Below are 22,421 nucleotides of genomic sequence, written 5' to 3' on the forward strand. Positions count from 1 at the left end.
CAGGGAAACTGCACCTCTGTTGTACTATAGCAAGCGCCTCAAATGAAAACACTGCCATCGGGCATCAGTGCCTCCTCTAGGCAAGCCTCCAGCAACACTGCACTACTGAGATCGGCGCGCATCAGGTTGGCCTGCCGCAAATTGGCGCCCTTGAGAATGGTGCGGGCAAGGTAGGCATCAATGAGGCGGGCTGCCTGCAAATCCGCCCCCGTTAAATCCGCACGCCGCAAATCCGCCCTATTCAGCACTGCGTCTCGCAGGGTGACCCCTTGGGCCTGCGCCTCATCGAGGCGGGCTTCTGAGAGAATGGCCTGACTCAAATCGGCGTGGTTGAGAATAGCGCCTCGCAGATCCGCTTGGGTCAGCCGCGACTGCCGCAAATTGCTACCTGTCAAATTCGCCTCGTAGAGAAGGGCACGGGTGAGAATTGCCCCTTGCAGGTTGGCACTTTCTAAATTCGCCTGCGGAAGGCTGACGCCGTTGAGGTTAGCTTCCTTGAGATTTGCCCCCTGGAGGTTTGCCCGTGCTAAGTTTGCCCCTGCCAAATTTGTTCCCTGCAGATCTACTTGGCGGAGATCGGCGCCCACCAGATTGGCTGCTTCCTGATAGTTCTCCTTGCGAAAGTTGGCACCCCTTAGACAAGAGCCGGTCAACAGAATATGACTTAAATTTGCCTGCCGCAAATCACTGCCGAGGAGATTGCAATCCCGAAAAACCGCCAACGCCAGATCGGCACTTTGCAAACTGGCGCGATCAAACACACAGCCATGGCATTGGGCGTCGCGGAAATAGCTCTCATTCAAGACTGCTTGGGTAAAGTTGCACCCCTCCAAGCGTGCGCCGTTCAAGAGAGCACCACTTAAATTTGCCCGGCCAAAATGACAAAACTGCAAGTGTACCCCCTGAAGACTTGCACCGCGCAGATCAATGCCGATTAAATCTGCCCCCACAAGACTCATGCCCGCCAAGTTCACACTTTGAAAATCGGTTTCGCCCTTGGCATAGCGAGCGAGAAACTCTTCAGCGTCCATGTTGGTCTAAAGTAGGGAGCAACGCTCTAGGAATGTCTGTCCTTAACATGGCCGGTCTCCCTGCTGAAGGCCGTAGTGTTGCAGAATCTCCTCACATCGTGCTTGGGCATCTCGGTCAAGGGTGGGGGGCACAGCCACGGCAATGCCTTCAATTTGACTCAATTCGTAGTCAAAGTGAGAAGAGGTCTGGGGCAGCAATCGTACCGACACCCCATCCAACAACTGCAAGTGAGCCGCCAATTCGCGATAAATTGCTAGGGGCATCAGCCGGTTGTAGTACACCCGTTCACTCATGGGACTGGTTAGGGGGAGTAGGCAGGGTACAGCAGTTGACATCATTCAAGCAAACTTTACCCCACGCTAAAGCCCAACGAACTAGCGCCACACGATTCTCTGTTTTGGTTTTCATCAAAATGTTACTAATATGGTTATCTACCGTGCGCTTGCTGATGTCTAGTTTGGCAGCAATATCTTGGTTGGTTAGCCCGGTGGCCACAAGCTCTAGGATCTGTAGCTCGCGCTCTGACAGCAGCGAATACTCCCACCGATCGTCTTGCGGTATAGACATCCCTAAATCCGTATAATTACTTAGACCCTTATATTAATTGTAGTTGACGATTTCCCTCCTTGCTGCTCTTTTAGCGCAAAACCACACGATTCCCTTACACACGCCCGGCCACCAACGAGGTCGAGGCATGGAGCCGCTGTTGCGTGCCCTTTGGGGAACGGCCTTAGCCCAAGATTTGAGTGAGTTGCCCGGCCTTGATAATTTGGCTCAGCCCACAGGGGTTCTAGCAGAGGCACAGGCGGCGGTGGCGGCCACCGCGGGGAGCGATCGCGCTTGGTTTTTGGTCAATGGTGCCACCAGTGGTCTTTTAGCGGCACTTCTAGCCACCGTGGGGCCGGGCGATCGCGTCCTCGTGGGTCGCAATGTCCACCGCTCGGTGATTGCAGGACTGGTTTTAACGGGGGCAAAGCCCGTCTATTTGGGTGTTGCCGTTGATCCGCAGTGGGGGCTGCCGTTGCCGGTTACTTGGGATGTCGTTGCCGCTGGATTGGCTACCTATCCCGATGCCAAGGCAGTTGTGCTTGTCAGTCCCACCTATGAAGGCCTGTGCTCGCCCTTGGTAGAAATCGCCCAGTGCGTCCATGACCACGGTTTGCCCCTCATTGTGGATGAAGCCCACGGCAGTCATTTTGCCTATCATCCCGCCTTTCCCATGGCCGCTCTGGTTGCAGGTGCGGATGTGGTGGTGCAGTCGTGGCACAAAACCCTCGGAACCCTCACGCAAACAGCAGTGCTACATCTGAAGGGGGAGCGGGTGTCCCCTGAGCGCCTGAGTCAAGCGCTGAATCTTGTGCAAACCACCAGTCCCAGCTATTGGTTTCTTGCAGCCCTTGAGCGAGCGGGGGTTCAGATGGCTCAGCAGGGCAAGCAAATCTACGAGTGGCTTTTCCAGTGGGTCAAAAACTATGAATGGCATCTGCCGCAATGGCAGCCCACGGGCATCCCTCAGGATCCCCTGCGATTGACCTTGGGCACTTGGCCGCTGGGTCTGACGGGGTTTGACCTCGATGTACTGTTGCAACCAGAGATCATTGCCGAGTTTCCCAGCGGGCGATCGCTCACCTTCTGCCTTGGCCTCGGTACCAGCCAAACCATGCTCGAAATTTTGGCCGATCGCCTGAAAAGTGTTTATGCCGACTACGGTCACAATGCCCCTCTGCCGCCACTGGCCATCCCACCAATCCCTAACCTCCAAGAACCCGCGCTCTCACCACGGGAGGCCTACTTTTGCCCACAGGTCTTGGTTCCCCTAAAGGCGTCCTTCAATGAGGTTAGCGCTGAGACGATCTCCCCCTACCCACCGGGAATTCCCACAGTGATCGCTGGCGAACGGATCACTCCCTCAGTCGTTGAAACCTTGCAAACCCTCCAAGCGCTGGGGGCAGAGATCGTGGGGGCTGCCGATCCTACGCTACAAACCCTAAGAATCTGCAAGATTTAATCTTCCCAGTCCTCCTCTTCAATGAGATGGCTCACCAAATGCTGCTCCAAGAGGGGTTGCAGGTGCTGAAAGTCTTGGGGAGACAGGAGTTCAGGTTCTTGGCCGGGGACAAGACGCGCAACGTAAAGGGTGGGACTCAGCGGGGCATAAACGCTGTATTCCCGTGTACCGCAAAAGAAGCTACTGCCGAGGGGTTGATACTCCTCGATGTCATCATCGGCTTCCACCTCCACCGTGAGAATATCCTCTTCATCAAGATTAGGGAGGTCGCCAGACACTGTTAAGGTCAACGCTGTATGCTTGAGGGTGAGGTTTTGTTCTGCAAGGATGGCACGGGCTGTATCAAAGACGGCATCAATTTCCTGCTCCTCTAGGGGAATGAGAGTTTCTTCCTCGTCGTTTTCGGCTACGACCGCAAAAATTTCTACGGGGTAGTCCACCGGCCGCAGCAGCGCATAGGTTTCCCCTTGCACATTCAGACGAAACTCGATATAGCAGTCGAGGAAGCGACCGTCATCATCGTAAAGGCGGAGCTGCTCCATCTCCTCCTCGAAGTCTTCCTCCTCCCAAGGCTGCTCATTACTGTTTTGCTGGTTTTGATAATTTGAACCCATGCTGCTTCGGTAAAAACAACTTAGGAAAGATTCCCTATGGCATTGGAGCATACCATGCAGCGGGTCGTCGTGGGGCATGCCCTGTGGCAGCCTTGGTTGATTTTTCTCCGGAAACTTAAAATTAAGGGCGATCCAAACCCGCAAATAGCGCCGCCACCACCTGTGCTGTCTTCTGATCTAGCTTGTGCCAGTTCACCTCCCCGTCCGGATCAAGGAGGCTGAGATCCGCTTGCACCTCCCCCACCTGAAAGTCATGGATGCCGCTGTAGTCCAGTTCTGGGGTGTATTGTTGAAAACAAATTTGATAGCAAAGCTCCCACAGGTTCACCCGCTGCTGGCGATCGCCCTGCCGTAAGTGCAACCAGTAGAGAATTTGGGGTTCGGCTTCACCACAGGGAATCTCAACGGTTTCATAGGTGCCCTGCCAAGGGGAAGCTTCTAGCGATCGCCGCAGATGATCCAGAAGACGAATCAGCGCCGGCTGCATCAGTTGTGCTGCCGCATACCACGGGTGATCGGTGTTGACAGTCATGCGATTAGGCCTTTGGTTTTTTCACATTGTAGGCTTCGTGGGACAGGACGCTGCGAGGTTCAAGGCCACTGCCGGTGTCATAGCAAATGAGACGGTAATGATAGCTGAGGGGAATACTAATCACACGGCGATCGTGATTGAGGCGCTTGCCCTTGAACTGGTGATAATCGGCGCCCGCGAGAATCTCGGCAATCACTTGCCGCGCCTTAAGAACGATAGACTTGGGTAATCCCTCTAAATCCACCACATCCTGTGCAAAGGAGGCCGCCCATTCCTGTCGCGCTAAGCGTGCTTGCTCCCGAACTGTTGCTTCTAGCGTCTTTGCTTGCCTCTCCTGAGCGCAGCGATGACACGTCTGACCATAGCCTTGGTGACCGCAGGGAAATCGTTTCCGACGACGTGACATAGGGCATTCCCCAAAAAACAAAATAGGGCAGAAAGTTGCGATCCCCTGCCCTGCTGATCTAGTTATATTCTGTGCCTAAATAGGTACCCCGTGCAAGTTAGCCCAGAAGGGCATTGGCCTTGGCCACCACATTCTCCACAGTGAAACCAAATTTTTCCATGAGGACATTGCCCGGCGCCGAGGCACCAAAGCGCTCAATTGAGACCGTGGCATCGGCATAGCGACACCAACCAAAACTAGAAGCTGCTTCCACTGCAAGACGCTTGACCCCCGCCGGCAGCACACCGGCTTTGTACTCAGGGGACTGCTCCTCAAAGAGTTCCCAAGAGGGCATGGATACCACTCGCACCTTCTTGCCGTTGGCAGTCAGGACTTCAGCAGCTTTGACACAGAGGGAGACTTCCGAACCAGTGCCAATCAGGATCAAGTCGGGGGTGCCTTGGCAATCTACAAGGGTATAGGCGCCTTTGGCCACATTGGCGGCAGAGCTACCGGCCAAGTTGGGTACATTTTGGCGGGTGAGAGCGAGTAGGGTAGGCTGCTTGCGCCGTTGGACTGCCACTTGATAGGCTCCGGAGGTTTCATTCCCATCGGCAGGGCGAATCACCAGTAGGTTAGGGATAGCCCGCAGCGAGGCCAAGGTTTCTACCGGTTGGTGAGTAGGGCCATCTTCGCCAAGGGCAATGGAGTCGTGGGTCATCACGTAGATCACACCCGCTTGGGAGAGTGCCGAGAGACGCAGGGCAGGTCGTAGGTAATCCGCAAAAACCAAGAAGGTGGCGCAGTAGGGAATCAAGCCAGAGTTGTGAAGGGCGATACCGTTGCAGATGGCGGCCATGCCGTGTTCCCGCACGCCAAAGCGAATGTTGCGATTTTGGTACTGCCCTTTTTGGAAGTCACCGGAGCACTTGAGTTCGGTGAGATTGGAGTGGGTCAGATCCGCAGAACCGCCAATGAGTTCCGGCAGATTGGGGGCGATCGCGTTCAGGCAAATTTCTGAATGCTTGCGGGTGGCCACAGCCTTGTCTTCAGGCGTGTAGCTGGGCAGATTGGCATCCCAGTTGGCAGGCAACTCACCCCGCAGCAGCCGTTCAAATTCGGCAGCTTCCTCAGGATACTTCTGGCGATAGGTTGCCAAGGTTTCGTTCCACTCCGCTTCATAGCTGGCACCGCGCTCAATAGCCTTGCGGAAGTGGTTCAAGACCTCATCGGGCACGACAAAAGGCTCATAGGACCAGCCAAGGTTTTCGCGGGTGAGCTTGACTTCCTCAGGTCCCAGAGCGGCACCGTGTACGCCGGCGGTGTTGGCTTTGTTGGGGGAACCGTAGCCAATCGTGGTGGTGACTTTAATAAGCGAAGGCTTATCAGTTACGGCTTTGGCGGCTTCAATGGCTTTGGCAATGCCTGCGAGATCCGTATTGCCATCGGCAACGTGCTGCACGTGCCAACCGTAGGCCTCAAAGCGCTTGCAGACATCCTCTGTAAAGGCAATGTCGGTGGAACCGTCAATAGAAATGTGGTTGTCGTCATAGAGGGCAATGAGTTTGCCTAAGCCCCAGTGACCGGCAAGAGAGCAGGCTTCACCGGAGATACCCTCCATGTTGCAGCCATCGCCAAGGATGACATAGGTGTAGTGATCCACCAGTTTCACATCGGGCTTGTTGAAACGAGCCGCCAAATGCGCCTCCGCCACTGCTAAACCAACGGCGTTACAAATCCCTTGGCCGAGAGGGCCGGTGGTCACCTCCACACCGGGGGTTTCAAAATTTTCAGGGTGACCGGGTGTGTGCGACCCCCATTGGCGAAACTGCTTGATGTCTTCGATAGTGACGCTGTCGTAGCCCGTGAGGTAGAGCAGGGCATACTGCAACATACAGCCATGCCCCGCCGAGAGGACAAAGCGATCGCGATTGAACCACTGCGGATTTTTAGGGTTAAACCGCATAAACTGGTTCCAGAGCACATAGGCCATGGGGGCAGCCCCCATGGGCAGACCGGGGTGCCCGGAGTTGGCCTTTTGCACCGCATCGATCGCTAGGAAACGAATCGCATTAATACAGAGTTCATCAAGGGACTGAGTAACCGCAGGCATTGCTTTCTCTCTCTAATTAGGTTTGCAGCAGAAGTTAACGATCGGGAGTGTATTTGCGGAAGGCCAACGTCACGTTGTGCCCACCAAAGCCAAAGGAGTTGGACAAAGCCACCGTCACCGGACAAGCCCGGCTGTGGTGGGGAACATAGTCCAGATCGCAGGCGGGATCCGGTTGCTCCAAGTTAATTGTAGGGGGGATGCGATCGTGGGCAACCGCCATCACCGTGGCGATCGCCTCAATGCCCCCTGACCCCCCCAGCAGATGTCCCGTCATGGATTTTGTCGAACTCACAGGAACGCGACGGGCATTCTCCTCACCAAGGGCGCGCTTGATGGCGGCGGTCTCCGTACTGTCATTGGCGGGAGTACTGGTGCCGTGGGCATTGATATAGCTCACCTGATCGGGGGCAATCTCGCCATCCTTGAGGCAGGCTTCAATGGCACGGGCAGCCCCTTCGCCCCCCGGTGAGGGAGCAGTCATGTGGTAGGCATCACACGTCAAACCATAGCCCACCATTTCGGCATAGATGCGTGCCCCCCGCGCAAGGGCAAATTCCAATTCTTCAAGGATCAAGATGCCTGCCCCTTCCCCAAGGACAAAGCCATCGCGGTTGAGGTCAAAAGGGCGACTGGCATGCTGGGGGTCATCGTTGCGGGTGGAAAGGGCACGGGCTGCCGCAAAACCAGCCACCGAGAGGGGGGTAATGGCCGCCTCTGTGCCACCACAGATCATCGCCTTGGCATAGCCGTGTTGCACCATGCGGAAGGCATCGCCAATGGCATTGGAACCCGCTGCACAGGCGGTCACAGCACAGGAATTTGGCCCCTTAGCACCCGTGTGAATCGCCGTGAGTCCTGCGGCCATATTGGCAATCATCATCGGGATCATAAACGGACTACAGCGATCCGGTCCCTTGGTGAGATAGATCTCCTGCTGATCTTCCATCACCTTGATCCCCCCCACACCGGTACCAATAATGATGCCAATGTCGGTGGCATTGCCCTCGTCAATCGTCAATTGGGCATCTGCAAGGGCTTGCTTACTGGCAGCCACGGCAAATTGGGCAAAGCGATCCATGCGCTTGGCATCTTTGCGATCCATGTAGAGGGTGGGATCAAAGCCCCGCACCTCACCCGCAATGCGGCAGTCATGGCGACTGGCATCAAAGGCCGTGATGTAATCAATGCCGTTGCGACCGGCCATTAACCCTTCCCAATACTCCGCAAGGGTGTTGCCGAGGGGGGTAATTGCCCCCATCCCCGTGACAACGACCCGTTTTTGGTGCGCCTTTGCCATGGATCTACGCAGCTACCTTACTGTTGATAAAGTCAAGGACATCTTGGACTGTTTTCAGTTTTTCGGCCTCTTCATCGGGAATATCCACACCAAAGGCCTCCTCGAGTGCCATGATCAGCTCCACAGAGTCGAGGGAGTCGGCATTGAGATCCTCAGCAAAACTCGCTTCGGGCACAACTTTTTCTGCATCAACACTGAGTTGATCGGCAACAATGGCTTTTACTTTTTCGAGAATTTCAGATTGATTCATAGATGCCTTAACTGGATGGACAACGATTGAGAACAGTAATTGATGCGGGCGATCGCCATTCCTCAAATCTAGGATGTTTCGTGCCCAGAATCAACGCGCCATAATTATAGGACAGATTGGGGATCCCCTAAGACACTGCTGCAACTGTGATAAGCTACACTTTGGATACTTGACATCAAAGAACGCTACATCCACTGTTGCCCTCTCTTCACCGAGTTGCCGATGCATTTTACGATTGCCAGTCTGCTTGCTAACTTTAGCGAAGATAAATTTGTTGCCCCCAAGGTTCTCGAAAAAAAACTCGGCTGTGACGATCCTGAGAGCCAGCGAGAACTAGAAATTGCCCTTGATGCCCTAGAGCGCATTGGCCTGCTCATCAAAGAACGGGGTAAGTATCGCCGTGCCAATGATGATGGCTTGATTGAAGGGCGGCTGCGCTGCTCCAGCAAGGGCTTTTGCTTTGCCATTCAAGATACCGAGGGCGCCGAAGATATCTTTGTGCGCGAGCATCAGCTCAGTACCGCTTGGAATGGCGATCGCGTGCTGGTGCGGGTCACCCGTGAAGGCCGCCGCAAGAAATCTCCAGAGGGGGAAGTAAAACTGATCCTTGAGCGGGGAAATCCCTCGGTGATTGCTCGGGTCAAACAGACCGAAGATGGTTTTCGGGCCACTCCCCTTGACGATCGCCTGCTCTTTGAAATTGCCCTTGAGCCGAATGACTTAGTACCGGATCTGTCCACCGTAGTGGATCAACTGGTGCATGTGAACATTCGCCGCTATCCCTTGGGGGGCTACCTACCCACGGGGGAAATTGGCCAGATCCTCGGAAGGGATGCCCAATCGGCACCGGTTCTTGACTTGATTTGCTGCAAACACAACCTTGCCCGCCAATTTAGTCCAGCCCTGCGGACAGCAGCAGCCACCTTGAATGCCCAGTTGGAAACTTGGGATTTGAGCGATCGCCAAGACTTGCGAGAACTGGTCACCATTACCTTAGTGGCTCCCGGCCAAGAACCCCAAGTGGCCTTTTCCCTCGACCGCGTTGATCCTCTAGATCTCAATCTTTGGCAGTTGGGGATTCACATTAGCGATGTGGGGGGATTGCTCCCCCGCGATGAACTGCTGGATCGCACTGCTCGCCGTCAGGGCATGACCCTTGCAACGCCTGAACTGAGTTTGCCCCTATTGCCGCAGGAATTGGAGAGGCTACGCTTGTTGCCGGGGGGCGATCGCGCCGCCATTTCACTGCTAATTGTGATCAACAATGGCGGTGAGGTTCAGTCCTACAGAATTTACCGCAGTCGTATCCGCGTCGATGCCTGTGTCAACAGTGAGCAGGTGGCCGCGACCCTTGCGCTGGGGGATAGTTCGGGGGATTGGTTGCGTGCCCTAATTCACCTTGCCAATGCCGTGAGTCAGCAGCGACAGGCACGGGGCAGCATTGAAGTCACCCCAGCGGATGCTTTGAGTCTTGCCTATGCCGATGAGGGGCTCGCCCCTGCCATTCCCTTACCGAGGGTCACCCCTTGGACAAGCTTAGTGATCCTTGCCAATGAACTCCTTGCCCGTCATTTGGCGAAGTTGGGAGTACCCGCCCTCTACCGTACGCAGCCTGTGCCCGAACTCTATGCAGTGCAGGATTTTCTCAAGCTCTGCCAAAATCTGAACTTGCCCTTGAGTCTAAACAATTCCTCGCAGGTGACGCCCCGCGACTGTCAGCGCTTTATGGCGCAGTTGGCTACTGCGGATCTGGCAGCCGTGTTGCAGGAACTCTTGCTCGATAAACTCAAACCCGCCAGCGATTCTGCTGTGGCACTGCCCCACTTTAGTTTGGCCAGTGGGGAGGGGTATGCCCATTTTTGCTCGCCCCTACAACGCTACACTGACATTGTCAATCAGCGCATTTTGCATATTCTCCTGACGGAAGGGCGCGATCGCCGCGGGCCACGGGCAAAAGAGCGTGTCAATCTCGGTGACTCGGGTTGCTTGGAGCAGGTGAATTGGCCGGTCTTCACTACCGATACCCAGCGGGAAGTTGACGCCCTGCTTAGCGAATTAGTCCCCCATCTCCAAGAGCGGGAGCGGCAAACCTACACGGCCTGGAAAGATTTGGTGGGGCTGCAACGGGTACGCCAAGTCCAAGCTTGTATCGGCGAAGTGCGTCCCGGTATTATTACTGGGGTGCAGTCCTATGGCTTCTTTGTTGAACTGATTGACTTTAACGTTGAGGGGCTAGTCCATGTCAGCTCTCTCAAGGATGACTGGTATGAATACCGCGCCCCTGCCCAAACCTTGACGGGTCGGCGCAATCGATTGCGTTACCGCTTGGGCGATCGCGTTGAAGTCCTGATTAAAAATGTCGACTCCTACCGCCAGCAAGTGGACTTAGCGGTGATTAGTGGTGGCTCCCAAGCGACGGAAGAAGATCTCAACGGCACCAGCGACGGTGGGGAAGCCCTCACCCCTCCTGAGGACGACGTCCCTGAGAATCTCTAAATCAGCAAGGGAGTGCGCACCGGTTGAAAGTCGTCTATTTTGGCACACCAGAATTTGCCCTTGCCCCGCTACAACGGCTTTTGGAAACAGCGACCTATCAAGTGTTGGGGGTGGTCACCCAGCCCGATCGCCGGCGGGGACGGGGCAGCCAATTGTCTCCTTCGCCGGTTAAGGCCTTAGCCCTTAATCACGGCTTAGCGGTTTGGCAACCCGAACGTTTGCGTCGAGATCCAGAGCTGGCTGCGACCTTGCGATCGCTGGCCGCCGATGTTTTTGTCGTTGTTGCCTACGGTCAAATCCTGCCTCAGTCGCTCCTTGAGATACCCCGTTACGGCTGCATCAACATCCACGGCTCACTGCTGCCCAAGTATCGCGGTGCTGCTCCGATTCAGTGGGCCCTCTACCACGGCGAACGGGAAACCGGGGTGACGACAATGCTTATGGATGCCGGGATGGACACAGGCCCTATGCTCCTCAAGCGAAAAGTGAGCATTCAGTTAGGGGATAACGCCGCTACCCTCAGTACCAAGCTCAGCCACATCGGTGCTGGTCTGCTGCTAGAAACCCTACAGCAATTGGGGCAGTTTCACCCCGAACCCCAAAACGAGGCTGAGGCCACCTATGCCCCCCTCATTCAAAAAAGCGACTATGCCATTGATTGGGGGCGATCGGCTCTAGCTCTCCACAACCAAGTGCGCGCCTTTTATCCCCATGCCTATACCCAGTGGCAAGACACACCTTTGAAACTGCTGCAAACGTGGCCGTTAGTACCCGAAGTTGCCGCCGAATTACCCGAACCCTTACAGCCTTTTGTCGGGGCGCCTGAGGCATCCTCCGCCCCCAGTACCGTGGTGGAGTTGATTAAGGGATGGGGGCCAGTGGTACAGACGGGCAAGGGTCGCCTGCTGCTGAGTCAAGTCCAATTGAGTGGCCGCAAGGCGCAATCGGGATGGGATTTTGTCAACGGGATGCGGCTGGCGATCGCCACCCAATTCGGGGGGATGTCGTCCCTTCTGTAACTAAGCCTTAAGCAGAAGGGGGCTAGTGTAACTAAATGTTACGATTTTGCCGTTTTAACAGCATTTGACCTTGACACCCCTTGGAGCGGCTCACTACACTGGCACACATACCTAGGTACGTCTCTAACCCCTATGGAAGATAAGCAAAAGGTTACTTTGTATCTGTCCCCCGATGTACACCGCCAGCTAAAGATTGCCGCTGTGGTCGAACAGGAAACGATGTCCACCCTTGCTGAACGTGCCATTGAGTTTTTGCTGGCTCACCCAGAGGTCTTAGCGGAGTATGCCGAGCAAAAGCATGGCAATGTGCATCGGGTCTATCATTGCCCAGAGTGCGCCACTGCCCTTGTCCTACGGGGGGATGAGCTAACGGCCTTGGTTAATCAGCCCACTGTCATTGATGACGATAGCCTCAGTGTTCCCTCACTCTCCGTTGAGTTGGTGTCTGCCCGCTAGTGGTGGGGGTGTCGGGTCAGCCTTGAAAAAAGGAGGTGATTGCCGTGCAAGAAGAGTTGAGTATCCTAATCCAAGCCCAATATCCGTTGATCTACCTCCTGACCTCTGAGGAAGAGCGGGCTGAGCAGGCGATCGCCACCATTGCCCAAAATCAAGTAGGGCCTCAAGGGCGGTCTCCCCGCAGGCTCTACATCTGGACGGTGACCCACGGTATGGTCGAGTATGGCCATCCCCGCAACAATAGTCACCACAACACCGTTTCACCGGAAGCTGCCATTCAATGGGTCGTTCACCAACGGGAGCCGGGCATCTACGTCTTCAAGGATTTGCACCCCTTCATTGATTCGCCCCCTGTGACTCGTTCTTTACGGGACGCGATCGCCAGTTTCAAGAGCAGCCACAAAACGATTATTCTTATGTCCCCCGAAGCGGCGCAGCGAATTCCCGTTGAACTGGAAAAAGAAATCGTTGTCGTTGACTACCCTCTACCCAGCATTAATGAACTGGATGAAGTTCTTGGGGAGCAACTGGATCCCCGCAACCGCCGCCTCACTCCAGAAGCACGCGAAAAACTCGTCAAAGCCACCCTTGGCCTGACACGAGATGAAGCCGAAAAAGTCTTTCGCAAAGCCAAAGTGACGGCTGGTCGCCTCACCGAAGCCGAGGTGGACATTATCCTCTCTGAGAAAAAGCAACTTATTCGCCGCAACGGCATCCTCGAATACATGGAAGTGGATGAAACCATTGATTCAGTCGGCGGTCTAGAGGAACTCAAAGTCTGGTTGCGCCAACGCGCCAATGCCTTTAGTGAAAAGGCTCGTGAATACGGTCTCCCCCAACCCAAGGGGATGTTGATTTTGGGGGTTCCCGGCTGTGGGAAGACCCTCATTGCCAAAACTACCTCTCGCCTTTGGGGCTTGCCTCTGCTGCGCCTTGATATGGGGCGGGTCTATGACGGTTCAATGGTGGGGCGCTCCGAAGCAAATTTGCGCAATGCCCTGAAAACCGCTGAATCCATTTCCCCTGCCATTCTCTTTATTGATGAAATGGACAAAGCCTTTGCCGGCGGGGCGGGTTCCTCAGACTCCGATGGCGGTACCTCAAGTCGTATCTTTGGCTCCTTCCTGACTTGGATGCAGGAGAAAAAGTCTCCCGTCTTTGTCTTGGCGACGGCCAACCGCGTTGAACGGCTGCCGGGTGAATTTTTGCGCAAAGGTCGCTTTGATGAAATTTTCTTTGTGGATTTGCCCAATGCTGAGGAGCGCAAGGAAATTTTTCGCATTCATCTCACCAAGCGCCGCCGCGAGATCGATCGCTTTGACCTAGAGCAATTGGCCAATATCTGTGATGGCTTTTCCGGTGCTGAGATTGAGCAGGCCATCATTGCTGCGATGTATGAAGCCTTTGCTCAAGGGCGTGAGTTTACGCAGTTAGACATTATTGCCGCAAGCCGTGCTACTCAACCCCTTTCCAAGACAATGCAAGAGCAGGTCACGGCACTTCGCGATTGGGCACGCCAACGGGCGCGTCCGGCGGCTGCTTCAGTGGCTGAATACCAGCGACTGGAGTTCTGACAAGCTTCCTTCTGTCTGCCCTGAGCAGATGGGAGAAAGACCCGACCACAGGGGTTTGGTTCGCCATAAATTGTGGTTCATTCAGTCCAATGTTTCTGTCTCAATCTGGAGGAAATCCACATGTCTCACTTCAGCACCCTACGTACGAAAATTACCGATGCTGAAATCTTGAAAGCGTCCCTGCGGGATCTGGGCATTACGGTGAAAACCAATGCCGATGTGCGTGGCTACAACGGCCAACGTGTTCGCTCTGACATCGTCGCTGTCCTCGATGGCGAGTATGATCTGGGCTGGTCTCGCAACGCTGATGGCACCTTTGATCTGATTGCTGATCTCTGGGGTGTGGCCAAAAAACACAACCAAACCGAGCTGATCAACTCGATCAACCAAAAATATGCCATCAACAAAACCTTGGCTGAGGTGAAGCGTCCTGGCCTTCAGAACGCCAACGTCAAGCTTGTGGTGCATAGCTAATCCTGTTGCCAATTGCTTTGTACGGTCTAGCGCGCGTTCCCAAGTAATCTGCTGGCTGGCTCCCTAGGGGTCAGCCTCTTTTTTATCTCAATTTGTATTCATGTTGTACTCATGAACTGGCGATCGCCCGCTTCAGATGATGTTGTAGAGTTTTGGTGGGCAGGCCACTCTCCAGATGCTGCCACGGTAGGATAGTCTCTTCTGACCAATTGGCAGTGACATAGGTCTCAAAGGCGGGCAACTGTCCCCGCAGTTCCTTAAATGCCCGGCGATAACTGCCTAAAGAGGTACCGTAGTGACGCACCCGTTCCAGCAGGGGAGCCAGCCGGCGATCGCCCCGCGAAATTAAAGCTTGAATCAACGAATCGTTATAGGATTCAGGGCGAAACTCTACCCCCAATTTCCCCAATTCTTTCTTCAGGAACTTGAGACGCTTTTCGGCCACCGGTTGGACACCCCACCACTGAAAGGGGGTATGGGCTTTGGGCACAAAGGTACTACAGCCTAGGGTGAGTCGCAGTCGCGGCGCTATTTTTTTCAATTGGCGAAAGAGATCCACCGTGGCTGCCACATCGGCATCGGTTTCTGTGGGCAGTCCCACCATGCCATAGAACTTCAGCCCCTTGAGGCCACCGGCTTGGGCATGGCTCGCCGCAGCCAGAATCTCCGCGGTATCTAGCTTTTTGTTAATTACTTGGCGCAGGCGCTCAGACCCCGTTTCAATGGCGATCGTCAGCGATTGACTACCGCGCCGACTCAACAGTTGGGCGAGGGATTCCGTGACCGTATTGGTGCGCACGGAGGCAAGGCTGAGCCGCACGTGGTCAAATTGCGGTTGGCTGAGATGCTCCATCAGGGCGGGGAATTCGGGATGTTGGGTAATCGAGGCTCCCAAAAGCCCTAGGCGATCGGTCACCGCCAGCCCCCGCTCAATGGCAGGAACGAGGGTTTCTAGGCTGGGGGTGCGAAAGGGCAAGGTCAAATAGCTGGCCAAGCAAAAGCGACATAGCTCTGGACAACTGCGCACCACCTCTACCATGTAGATCTTTTCCCAAGCGGCAAGAGGGGTGACCACCGTGGAGGCAGCAAGGGTATTGCCGCGATGCACTTGTTTGGCCACCGTGGCGGGCACCGTAGGCTTTAGAGGTTCAATTGCCCGAATTGCACCGGTGGCACCGGCATAACTGACCGCATAGAGACTGGGGACATAGAGGCCGGGCACTTGGGCAAGGGCTTCCAATTGGTGCGATCGCGGGGCGGTGCGCACCTGTGCCATTGTTGTCAGAAACGGCTCTAGAAGTGGTTCGGCATCCCCCAGCAAAATGACATCGAAAAAATCGGCAAAGGGTTCGGGATTGGCCGTCAGCACCGCTCCCCCACCAAAGACCAGAGGATGACAATCCTGGCGATCGCGCTGCCGGATCGGAATGCCCAACTGCTCCAAGAGAGTCAGTAGATTGCCGTAGTCCAATTCCCATGAAAGCGAAAACCCCACCAACTCCGGATCTCGAGGCAGGGGCTCTTGCGCATCGGTAAAAAGACGGCTTACTGCCACATCGCTAAGGCTGGCTAGGTGTGCCCACACCAGTTGATACCCCAAGCTGGTAATGCCAACGCTGTAGGTATTGGGAAAGGCGTAGATAACGCGCAGAGCCTCCGGGTGGGGGCGCGATCGCTCAAAGAGAAGTGTTTCGGCGGCAAAGGGGGAATTCACCTAAAGCTCCGTTGCCTGACGACGGCTGGTTTTTGCAGTTTTTGTGGCTTTTTTTGAGGTTGCTTTTGAGGCACCGACCGTTGCAGTGCGGCGGGTCTTCTTCGGTGCTTTTTCCGCCAACAGGGACAGGGCTTGCTCTAGGGTGATGGTCTCTGGCGTCACCCCCTCCGGCAGGGAGACATTCACCTTACCGTGGTTGACATAGGGGCCATAGGGGCCATCCAAGACTTGCACCGGCTCGTCATCCGCTGGGTGCTTCCCCAAGACCGCCAGCACCTGTTTCTTGGCCCGGCCACGAGCGGATTTGGGGGTTGCCAGTAGCTCTAGGGCACGCTCCAGCGTAATCGTATAGACATCATCCTCCCCCTTGAGGGAACGATAGTCCTTTGCACCCTCAGGGTCATGGACAATGTAGGGGCCAAAGCGACCTTGATTGGCTTGAATCAGTTTACCGGTTTCCGGATGAACCCCCAAGGTGCGCGGCAGTGACAAGAGGGTAATTGCCAAGTCAAGGGTGACTTCATCAGGACTCACTCCCTTGGGTAGAGAGGCGCGTTTGGGCTTGGGATTGGTTGCGGTGGCTTCTCCCAACTGCACATAGGGACCAAAGCGCCCCGTCAGCAAGAAGATGGGTTCCCCGGTCTCCGGATGCACGCCTAACTTGTCGGGGCCTTCCAATTTTTGGCGGATGAGTTGCTCCACCTGTTCGCGGGTAAGGCTACCGGGGGTGGCATCTTGGGGCAAGGAGGCCTTAATCGGTTGACTGCCGTTGCCGTTTTGATAGACGAGGAAAGGCCCAAAGCGACCCACCACCACTTCGGCGTTCAATTCGGGCAGGGCGATCGCCCGTGCTTCCGTAGACTCAATCGTGCGCTCCCGCTCTTTGACCTGCTGCTCAAGGCCATTTTCACCAAGGTAGAAAGATTCAAGGTAGGGCTGCCATTGCACCTCTCCCGTGGAAATATCATCAAGGGTTTGCTCCATCCGCGCGGTGAAGTTAATGTCCACTAAATCGGGGAAGTACTTCTCCAGCAGTGCCGTAACCGCAAAGGCAGTAAACGTAGGTTCAAGGGCATTGCCCCGCCGAATGGCATACTCGCGGTCTTGGATTGTGCTGATGATGGTGGCGTAGGTGCTGGGGCGCCCAATACCGGCTTGCTCCAGAGTCTTAACAAGGCTGGCTTCGGTGTAGCGGGGTGGCGGCTGCGTTTCATGACCCGCACTGTCAAGGGCTTGGCAACGGAGAATATCCCCCACCTGCATTTGCGGCAGAATAACCTCTTGGCTTTCGAGGGCGGCATCGGGATCGTCGGTTCCTTCCACATAGGCACGGAAAAAGCCCGGAAAATCAATGCGTTTGCCGTGGGCACGGAAGAGGGCATCCCCTGCCGTAATCGCAACTGTTAGCAGGGTCACACGGGCATCGGCCATTTGTGAGGCCACCGTGCGCTTCCAGATCAGTTCATAAAGTTCTAGTTCCCGATCCCTAAGGCCGGTCTCTTGGGGGAGGCGAAACTGGCTACCGGCAGGGCGGATTGCTTCGTGGGCCTCTTGGGCGCCCTTGGTTTTGGTGGTGTATTGGCGCGGCTGTGGTGACAAAAAGGCCTTGCCGTACATGGCTTCCACACAACTGCGAGCCGCCGCGATCGCCTGCTCCGACAGATGCACCGAGTCCGTGCGCATATAGGTGATATAGCCCTCTTCGTAGAGCTTTTGGGCAATGCGCATCGTCTCCCGCGCCGAGAGGTGGAGTTTGCGGTTGGCCTCCTGTTGCAGGGTGGAGGTGGTAAAGGGGGGAGCGGGCTTGCGGGTTTGTTGACGCTCGTCTTGTTCGGTGACCGTCCATGTTTCCGTCAGTAGGCGATCGCGCAGGGCATTGGCCGCCGCCTCATCTAAGAGCAAGACTGCCTCAGGGTTGCGTAGCTGTCCCGTGGCCGGATCAAAATCGTTGCCTGTGGCCAAGCGTTGACCGCCAACACTCACCAACCGCGCCGGAAAGAGGGTTCCCCGTTGATCTAAGGTGGCCTTGAGATCCCAAAATTCTCCCTTACGGAAGGCCAGCCGTTCCCGCTCCCGCTGCACCAATAGGCGTACTGCTACAGATTGCACCCGCCCCGCCGACAGATGGGGAGCAATTTTTCGCCACAGTAGGGGTGATAGGGTATAGCCCACCAAGCGATCGAGGATGCGCCGCGTTTCTTGGGCACGCACCAGTTGTTGATTGACATCACGGCAATTGCGCAGTGCCTCTTGAATCGCTTCCTCGGTAATTTCATGGAAGACCATCCGCCGCACGGGCACCTTTGGCTCTAACAGTTGCAGCAAGTGCCAACTAATGCTTTCGCCTTCGCGGTCTTCATCGGTGGCCAGCAGAAGTTCGTCGGCCGTTTTCAGCGCCGCTTTGAGATCTTTGACAACTTTTTGCTTCTCCTTCGGCACAATGTAGAGGGGTTCAAAGCCGGCGGCAACATTCACCCCGAGGGTTGCCCACTCTTCCCCCTTGAGTTCGGGGGGCACATCAGCAGCACTGCGGGGCAAATCACGGACATGACCCATCGAGGCTTCCACGCGATAGTCCGGCGGCAAAAATTTGCGAATGGTACGGGCTTTGGTCGGGGATTCAACAATGACAAGGGTGGACATAGCAGATGCTGCGGGATGGGTTTTTCGGCACTCTCAAGTTTAGCGATCGATCATAGAATTGTGTTCTCCCACCGTATCATGGGGAGCAAGGAGAAGCACTTCCTTTACTGATCACCCTAGCCTAACTAATTGGCGATGGGGAGAATCTGTTTAGTCAGCATAACGGTTTTTAGGAAGTGGCGATGACTCAGTATGGGGCAGTCCCGGAAATCGTGATCCAAACACGCCATCTAAACAAGTATTTTGGCGATCGCCCCCTCCTGTAGGGCATTAATTTCACCGTTGCCAAGAGGTGGTTACCCCCATCGGCTCTAGCGGTTCCGACAAAGGCACCTTGCTCCGCCGCTTGAATGGCTTAGAAAGCTACCAGTCGGGAGAGATTGTTATTCTCGGCCAGCCTCTACCCCCGACACCCACCCCCCAACAACTGAGGAGAATTCGCCGTGAAGTGGGCATGGTCTTTCAGAGCTTTAACCTCTTTCCTCATATGACGGTATTGCAAAACATAATTGAGGCACCCATCCTAGTGCGCAAACTCCCCCGCCGTCCGGCGATTGAGATGGCTGAAAGTTTATTGGCGAAGGTGGGATTGCTGGATAAACGAGATGCCTATCCTCGGCAACTCTCCGGGGGACAACAACAACGGGTGGCGATCGCCCGCGCCTTGGCCATGCAACCGCAGATTCTCCTCTTTGACGAACCCACCTCTGCCCTTGACCCGGAACTGGTAGGAGATGTCTTGGCAGTGATGCGACAACTGGCGGAAGAAGCCATGACCATGGTGGTGGTTACCCACGAGATGCAGTTTGCCCGTGAAGTCTCCTGCCGTGTGGTCTTTCTCGCCGATGGCCAAATTATTGAGGAAGGATCGCCCCAAGAACTGTTCCGCCGTCCGCAACAGGAGCGAACCCGCCTCTTTTTAGAGCGCGTGCTGGTCAGGCACTAGCTTTTGTAAGCCTTGATACATTTTTCCACAAGGGACTGCACCGCATCCACATCCTGCCAGCCAAGAATTTCAGTCACTTTCTTTTGCAGATTCTTGTACGTGCGGAAGAACTCGGCGATTTCTTCAAGGCGGTGGGGAGCAATGTCCTTGAGGGATTTCACCTCAGCATAGCGAGGATCGTCAACGGGCACACAGAGAATTTTCTCGTCGCGATCGCCACTGTCAATCATCTCCAGCATGCCAATGGGGCGAGCAGGAATCACGCACCCCGGAAATGTCGGCTCATCCATGATCACTAAACCATCGAGGGGATCGCCATCCTCCGCCAACGTATTGGGAATAAATCCATAGTCATAGGGATAGGTCACTGCCGAATAGAGGACGCGATCGAGGGCAAAGACGTTCATTTCCTTGTCAAACTCATATTTATTGCGGCTACCGCCGGCAATTTCCACCAGCACATTGACAACCCCCGGCTTGGGCTGGGCAGGAATACGACTCAGATCAATCCCCATAGAATAATGTCCACGCAACAAGTCTCCATTTAAGCGATTTCAGGACGCTGAGGCAAGCACCCAACCAAAAGCGGAGCCTTGAAGCCAGAACGGTGAGCGGTCAAACTTATCCATCCTTAGAAATCATGGCTAGCGGTTTTTCTGGAAAACTCAAGTCAGGTCTCACCACCTCACCACTTAGTCCTTATTACGGCAAATTTTGATTTTTAGGATAAAAAGTGAGGGCTTCAGCAAGGGCTAAGGTGCTTGAGAACCAAGGGGACGACTCAGCAGAGGAATGCACCGGAAGATTTTGCTTTTTTAGCAATGTCACGCGGAGGATGGGTAAAGAGCAGCACATTGGTTTAAGTAATCAGTTCACTGACGGCGATCCTCATCCCAGTAAGGCCTTAAGTGGTGTTACGGTGTTGTTTTCTCGAAATAAATATTTTACGTTTGAGGGAAGAATACAGCATTTTTTCTAGCCTCTCAAACTGCCTACTCTCGAATAATTTTCGTTAAATAACCTTGGCCATAGACCCCAAAGGGCAAAGAAAACAGACATAAGACCATAGCGATGATGTAGAAAACTAAAGTCCAGTTGTTGATTGAGAATACTCATCAAAAGAACAGCGGCAACCATGGGAAGAGCTTGAACTATCGCACAAGCAATCATAAAAGAGGGCAATAAACTCGGTTTAGAAATTCTGATCAAACGAATTGAGAGCAAAAGAGAGGTCAATAGAGTCAAAGAAATAATTCCGGTGCTGAGAAATGGTATGGTAGTTTCAAGACCACTCAACTTATTTCCTGCTGAAAAGGGCGGAAAGGAGTTTGGTGAAACAAGATAGAATGGTATGACAAGGGATACAAACGACAATACAGAAAGCGATAAGTAAGTCAGAGCCGATCGCCGGCCGGCAGAGCGACAGAAAAGAGCGAAAAGTAAGGGCAGCAAGGTTAGGAAATTACTTCGAGAGGTCAGAGTAATACCTGTGAAAAGACAGGCACTGATTTTAGCAATAGGTGAGTTAGAGGATAGGGCTTTCATTTGTAGGAAGATTGCCGTTAAGACATAGATACTGTTTGCAATCAAATCGCCCCCTGAAATATACTCATACTGAAATGCCGGCGATAAAAATGATAAGAATATAAGCATTACAATAGCCGACACATGGCTTTCTAGATATATTGATGTCAAAAGAAGAAATATTGCTAACCAAAAGAGATTTTGATAGGCACTGTTGCCCAATAGAATGAATGGTGAAGCAATGAGAAAAGCACCGGGTAGTGGTGTTATTTGTCCGCCTAGATGAGTAGTTGCAGAATAGGGGTATTTTCCTTGTACCAGTTGCCAAAAGGCAATGTTCAATGCTTCATCGCGATCGCTACCAAGTCCCAAAGCACCTGTGGTCTCTAGTGGATAGAGTAGCCAAAAGCAGCCAATGCCAAACCCAACCACACAAGTAAGGATAGCCAAGTAAAACCTAGAAACAAAAGAGAAAATTTGCAATTTGAGCTTTAGAACAGATAACAACGCCACTGCAACAATAGTCACATAGCTCAAAATACCTATCACACCAAAGTATTTTTGAATCAGGGCTGTAGATGGAAAAGAAAAAAGTAGTACAAAAGACACGAAAGTAATTGCCAAGGATGCGTTAGAGTCATTGTTAACCATCGCCCTAGAGTTCAATGTGTCTCTGTGTCTAAAGTTACATAAAAAGGGATCTACTCGATTGATCTGCCGGGTCACTTTCCGCTAAGGTTTTGGCAAGTCCCTTGTCAGCTTTGCTCTATGTCCTTAAAGCGGTTGGTGCTTGCTGCCCTTAATCTGGTGGTGGCTGCCCTGATTACGGTGTCGTTGGTGGGGAGTTACCTCGAACCCCAAACCCAAGGGCAAATTAACCTCTTGCAAACCAATTTGTCGCTGCAAGCCCGCGAATGGCAAGGGCTAGGGGATGTGGCCACCCGCGATCGCCTTGTTGGGAATGTACAAGCGGCAATCACAGCCTATGAGGAAGTCTTGGCCACTCCCACCCTACAAAATCAACCCCTGCGCCTTCAGTTGGGACTCCTCTATGCCGCTGCCGGCGATCGCGATCGCGCCCTTGACACATGGCAACGCCTGATTGACGAGGCGCAGGGGGCAACCCGCAGTAGCGCAGAAGTGCTGATGGGTCTGTGGGCAGATCCGCCACAATTGCTACCAGATGCGGAAACAGTGATTAAAAATACCCTCCAAGGTTGGTTTCGCGATCGCGCCCTCCAACGCCTGTACGAACTGCAACAGCGATCCGATGCTCTCACGGCCTTGGCCAGCGCAGAACAAAACCGTGCCCAAGCGGCTTTTTATCGCCTTGCCCTCATCGGC

The 22,421-nt window shown here is 54.3% G+C and carries 19 protein-coding genes and 2 pseudogenes; 8 read left to right on the forward strand and 13 right to left on the reverse strand.

The window, feature by feature from the left end; translation table 11 throughout:
* Positions 1 to 38: 38 nt before the first annotated feature.
* Genes ACK4IR_RS03505 through ACK4IR_RS03515 form a run of 3 tightly spaced genes read right to left on the reverse strand, consistent with a single transcriptional unit; the run spans position 39 to position 1,599 of the window.
* Positions 39 to 1,031, reverse strand: coding sequence for a pentapeptide repeat-containing protein (locus ACK4IR_RS03505; RefSeq protein WP_409872565.1), 993 nt, complete (start codon positions 1,029 to 1,031; stop codon positions 39 to 41).
* 42 nt (positions 1,032 to 1,073) lie between these two features.
* Positions 1,074 to 1,325: a hypothetical protein gene (locus tag ACK4IR_RS03510; RefSeq protein WP_409872567.1), complete on the reverse strand. Its 252-nt coding sequence runs from the start codon at positions 1,323 to 1,325 to the stop codon at positions 1,074 to 1,076.
* The gene (locus ACK4IR_RS03515) at positions 1,318 to 1,599 is read right to left on the reverse strand and encodes a helix-turn-helix domain-containing protein (RefSeq protein WP_409872569.1); all 282 of its coding nucleotides are present in this window, start codon (positions 1,597 to 1,599) and stop codon (positions 1,318 to 1,320) included. The genes ACK4IR_RS03510 and ACK4IR_RS03515 overlap by 8 nt, the downstream gene beginning before the upstream one ends.
* A 43-nt stretch (positions 1,600 to 1,642) precedes the next feature.
* Here ACK4IR_RS03515 and ACK4IR_RS03520 point away from each other — a divergent pair, with 43 nt between their 5' ends.
* On the forward strand, positions 1,643 to 3,040 hold the full coding sequence (locus ACK4IR_RS03520; RefSeq protein WP_409872571.1) for an aminotransferase class I/II-fold pyridoxal phosphate-dependent enzyme: 1,398 nt from the start codon (positions 1,643 to 1,645) through the stop codon (positions 3,038 to 3,040).
* On the opposite strand, the gene ACK4IR_RS03525 is transcribed toward ACK4IR_RS03520, so the two are convergent.
* The 6 genes from ACK4IR_RS03525 to acpP form a co-directional block, all read right to left on the reverse strand.
* The gene (locus tag ACK4IR_RS03525; RefSeq protein ID WP_409872573.1) at positions 3,037 to 3,654 is read right to left on the reverse strand and encodes a DUF3727 domain-containing protein; all 618 of its coding nucleotides are present in this window, start codon (positions 3,652 to 3,654) and stop codon (positions 3,037 to 3,039) included. The two genes, ACK4IR_RS03520 and ACK4IR_RS03525, sit on opposite strands and share 4 nt — an antisense overlap.
* Before the next feature lie 121 nt (positions 3,655 to 3,775).
* Entirely contained in the window at positions 3,776 to 4,186 is a 411-nt protein-coding gene (locus ACK4IR_RS03530) for a hypothetical protein (protein ID WP_409872574.1), read from the reverse strand.
* A 4-nt stretch (positions 4,187 to 4,190) separates the two neighbouring features.
* A complete protein-coding gene (locus ACK4IR_RS03535) occupies positions 4,191 to 4,592 on the reverse strand; it encodes a hypothetical protein (RefSeq protein ID WP_409872576.1) in 402 nt (133 codons plus the stop codon).
* 97 nt (positions 4,593 to 4,689) lie between these two features.
* A complete protein-coding gene (tkt, locus tag ACK4IR_RS03540) occupies positions 4,690 to 6,684 on the reverse strand; it encodes a transketolase (protein WP_409872577.1) in 1,995 nt (664 codons plus the stop codon).
* Positions 6,685 to 6,718: 34 nt separating this feature from the next.
* Entirely contained in the window at positions 6,719 to 7,981 is a 1,263-nt protein-coding gene (gene fabF / locus ACK4IR_RS03545) for a beta-ketoacyl-ACP synthase II (protein WP_409872578.1), read from the reverse strand.
* A gap of 4 nt (positions 7,982 to 7,985) precedes the next feature.
* Entirely contained in the window at positions 7,986 to 8,231 is a 246-nt protein-coding gene (gene acpP / locus ACK4IR_RS03550) for an acyl carrier protein (protein ID WP_409872580.1), read from the reverse strand.
* Between the two features lie 222 nt (positions 8,232 to 8,453).
* Here acpP and ACK4IR_RS03555 point away from each other — a divergent pair, with 222 nt between their 5' ends.
* The 5 genes from ACK4IR_RS03555 (at position 8,454) to ACK4IR_RS03575 (ending at position 14,250) form a co-directional block, all read left to right on the forward strand.
* Complete coding sequence (locus ACK4IR_RS03555; RefSeq protein WP_409872581.1) at positions 8,454 to 10,727, forward strand: ribonuclease R family protein; 2,274 nt, start codon at positions 8,454 to 8,456, stop codon at positions 10,725 to 10,727.
* A gap of 23 nt (positions 10,728 to 10,750) precedes the next feature.
* Complete coding sequence (fmt, locus tag ACK4IR_RS03560; RefSeq protein WP_409872583.1) at positions 10,751 to 11,746, forward strand: methionyl-tRNA formyltransferase; 996 nt, start codon at positions 10,751 to 10,753, stop codon at positions 11,744 to 11,746.
* Positions 11,747 to 11,878: 132 nt separating this feature from the next.
* Complete coding sequence (locus ACK4IR_RS03565; RefSeq protein ID WP_409872585.1) at positions 11,879 to 12,202, forward strand: ribbon-helix-helix domain-containing protein; 324 nt, start codon at positions 11,879 to 11,881, stop codon at positions 12,200 to 12,202.
* Positions 12,203 to 12,246: 44 nt separating this feature from the next.
* A complete protein-coding gene (locus tag ACK4IR_RS03570; RefSeq protein ID WP_409872586.1) occupies positions 12,247 to 13,776 on the forward strand; it encodes an AAA family ATPase in 1,530 nt (509 codons plus the stop codon).
* Between the two features lie 120 nt (positions 13,777 to 13,896).
* Positions 13,897 to 14,250 carry a DUF1257 domain-containing protein gene (locus ACK4IR_RS03575; protein ID WP_149819118.1) on the forward strand — a complete coding sequence of 118 codons (354 nt, stop codon included), beginning with the start codon at positions 13,897 to 13,899 and terminating at the stop codon, positions 14,248 to 14,250.
* Between the two features lie 109 nt (positions 14,251 to 14,359).
* Here ACK4IR_RS03575 and ACK4IR_RS03580 read toward each other — a convergent pair whose 3' ends face one another.
* Together ACK4IR_RS03580 and topA are read right to left on the reverse strand one after the other, a co-directional pair.
* A complete protein-coding gene (locus tag ACK4IR_RS03580; RefSeq protein ID WP_409872588.1) occupies positions 14,360 to 15,964 on the reverse strand; it encodes a B12-binding domain-containing radical SAM protein in 1,605 nt (534 codons plus the stop codon).
* Entirely contained in the window at positions 15,965 to 18,607 is a 2,643-nt protein-coding gene (gene topA / locus ACK4IR_RS03585) for a type I DNA topoisomerase (protein WP_409872590.1), read from the reverse strand.
* A 280-nt stretch (positions 18,608 to 18,887) separates the two neighbouring features.
* Between topA and ACK4IR_RS03590 the strand changes: the two are divergent.
* Positions 18,888 to 19,553 (forward strand): annotated as a pseudogene (locus tag ACK4IR_RS03590) (amino acid ABC transporter ATP-binding protein); the annotation flags it as partial.
* On the opposite strand, the gene ACK4IR_RS03595 reads toward ACK4IR_RS03590, so the two are convergent.
* Positions 19,550 to 20,062, reverse strand: a complete 513-nt coding sequence (locus ACK4IR_RS03595) for an inorganic diphosphatase (RefSeq protein WP_409872600.1) — start codon at positions 20,060 to 20,062, stop codon at positions 19,550 to 19,552. The pseudogene ACK4IR_RS03590 and the gene ACK4IR_RS03595 overlap by 4 nt on opposite strands.
* A 466-nt stretch (positions 20,063 to 20,528) precedes the next feature.
* Entirely contained in the window at positions 20,529 to 21,686 is a 1,158-nt protein-coding gene (locus tag ACK4IR_RS03600) for a hypothetical protein (RefSeq protein ID WP_409872591.1), read from the reverse strand.
* Positions 21,687 to 21,845: 159 nt separating this feature from the next.
* Between ACK4IR_RS03600 and ACK4IR_RS03605 the strand changes: the two are divergent.
* Positions 21,846 to 22,421 (forward strand): annotated as a pseudogene (locus ACK4IR_RS03605) (hypothetical protein); the annotation flags it as partial.

It is taken from the genome of Thermosynechococcus sp. (assembly GCF_046299635.1).
Lineage (GTDB): Bacteria > Cyanobacteriota > Cyanobacteriia > Thermosynechococcales > Thermosynechococcaceae > Thermosynechococcus.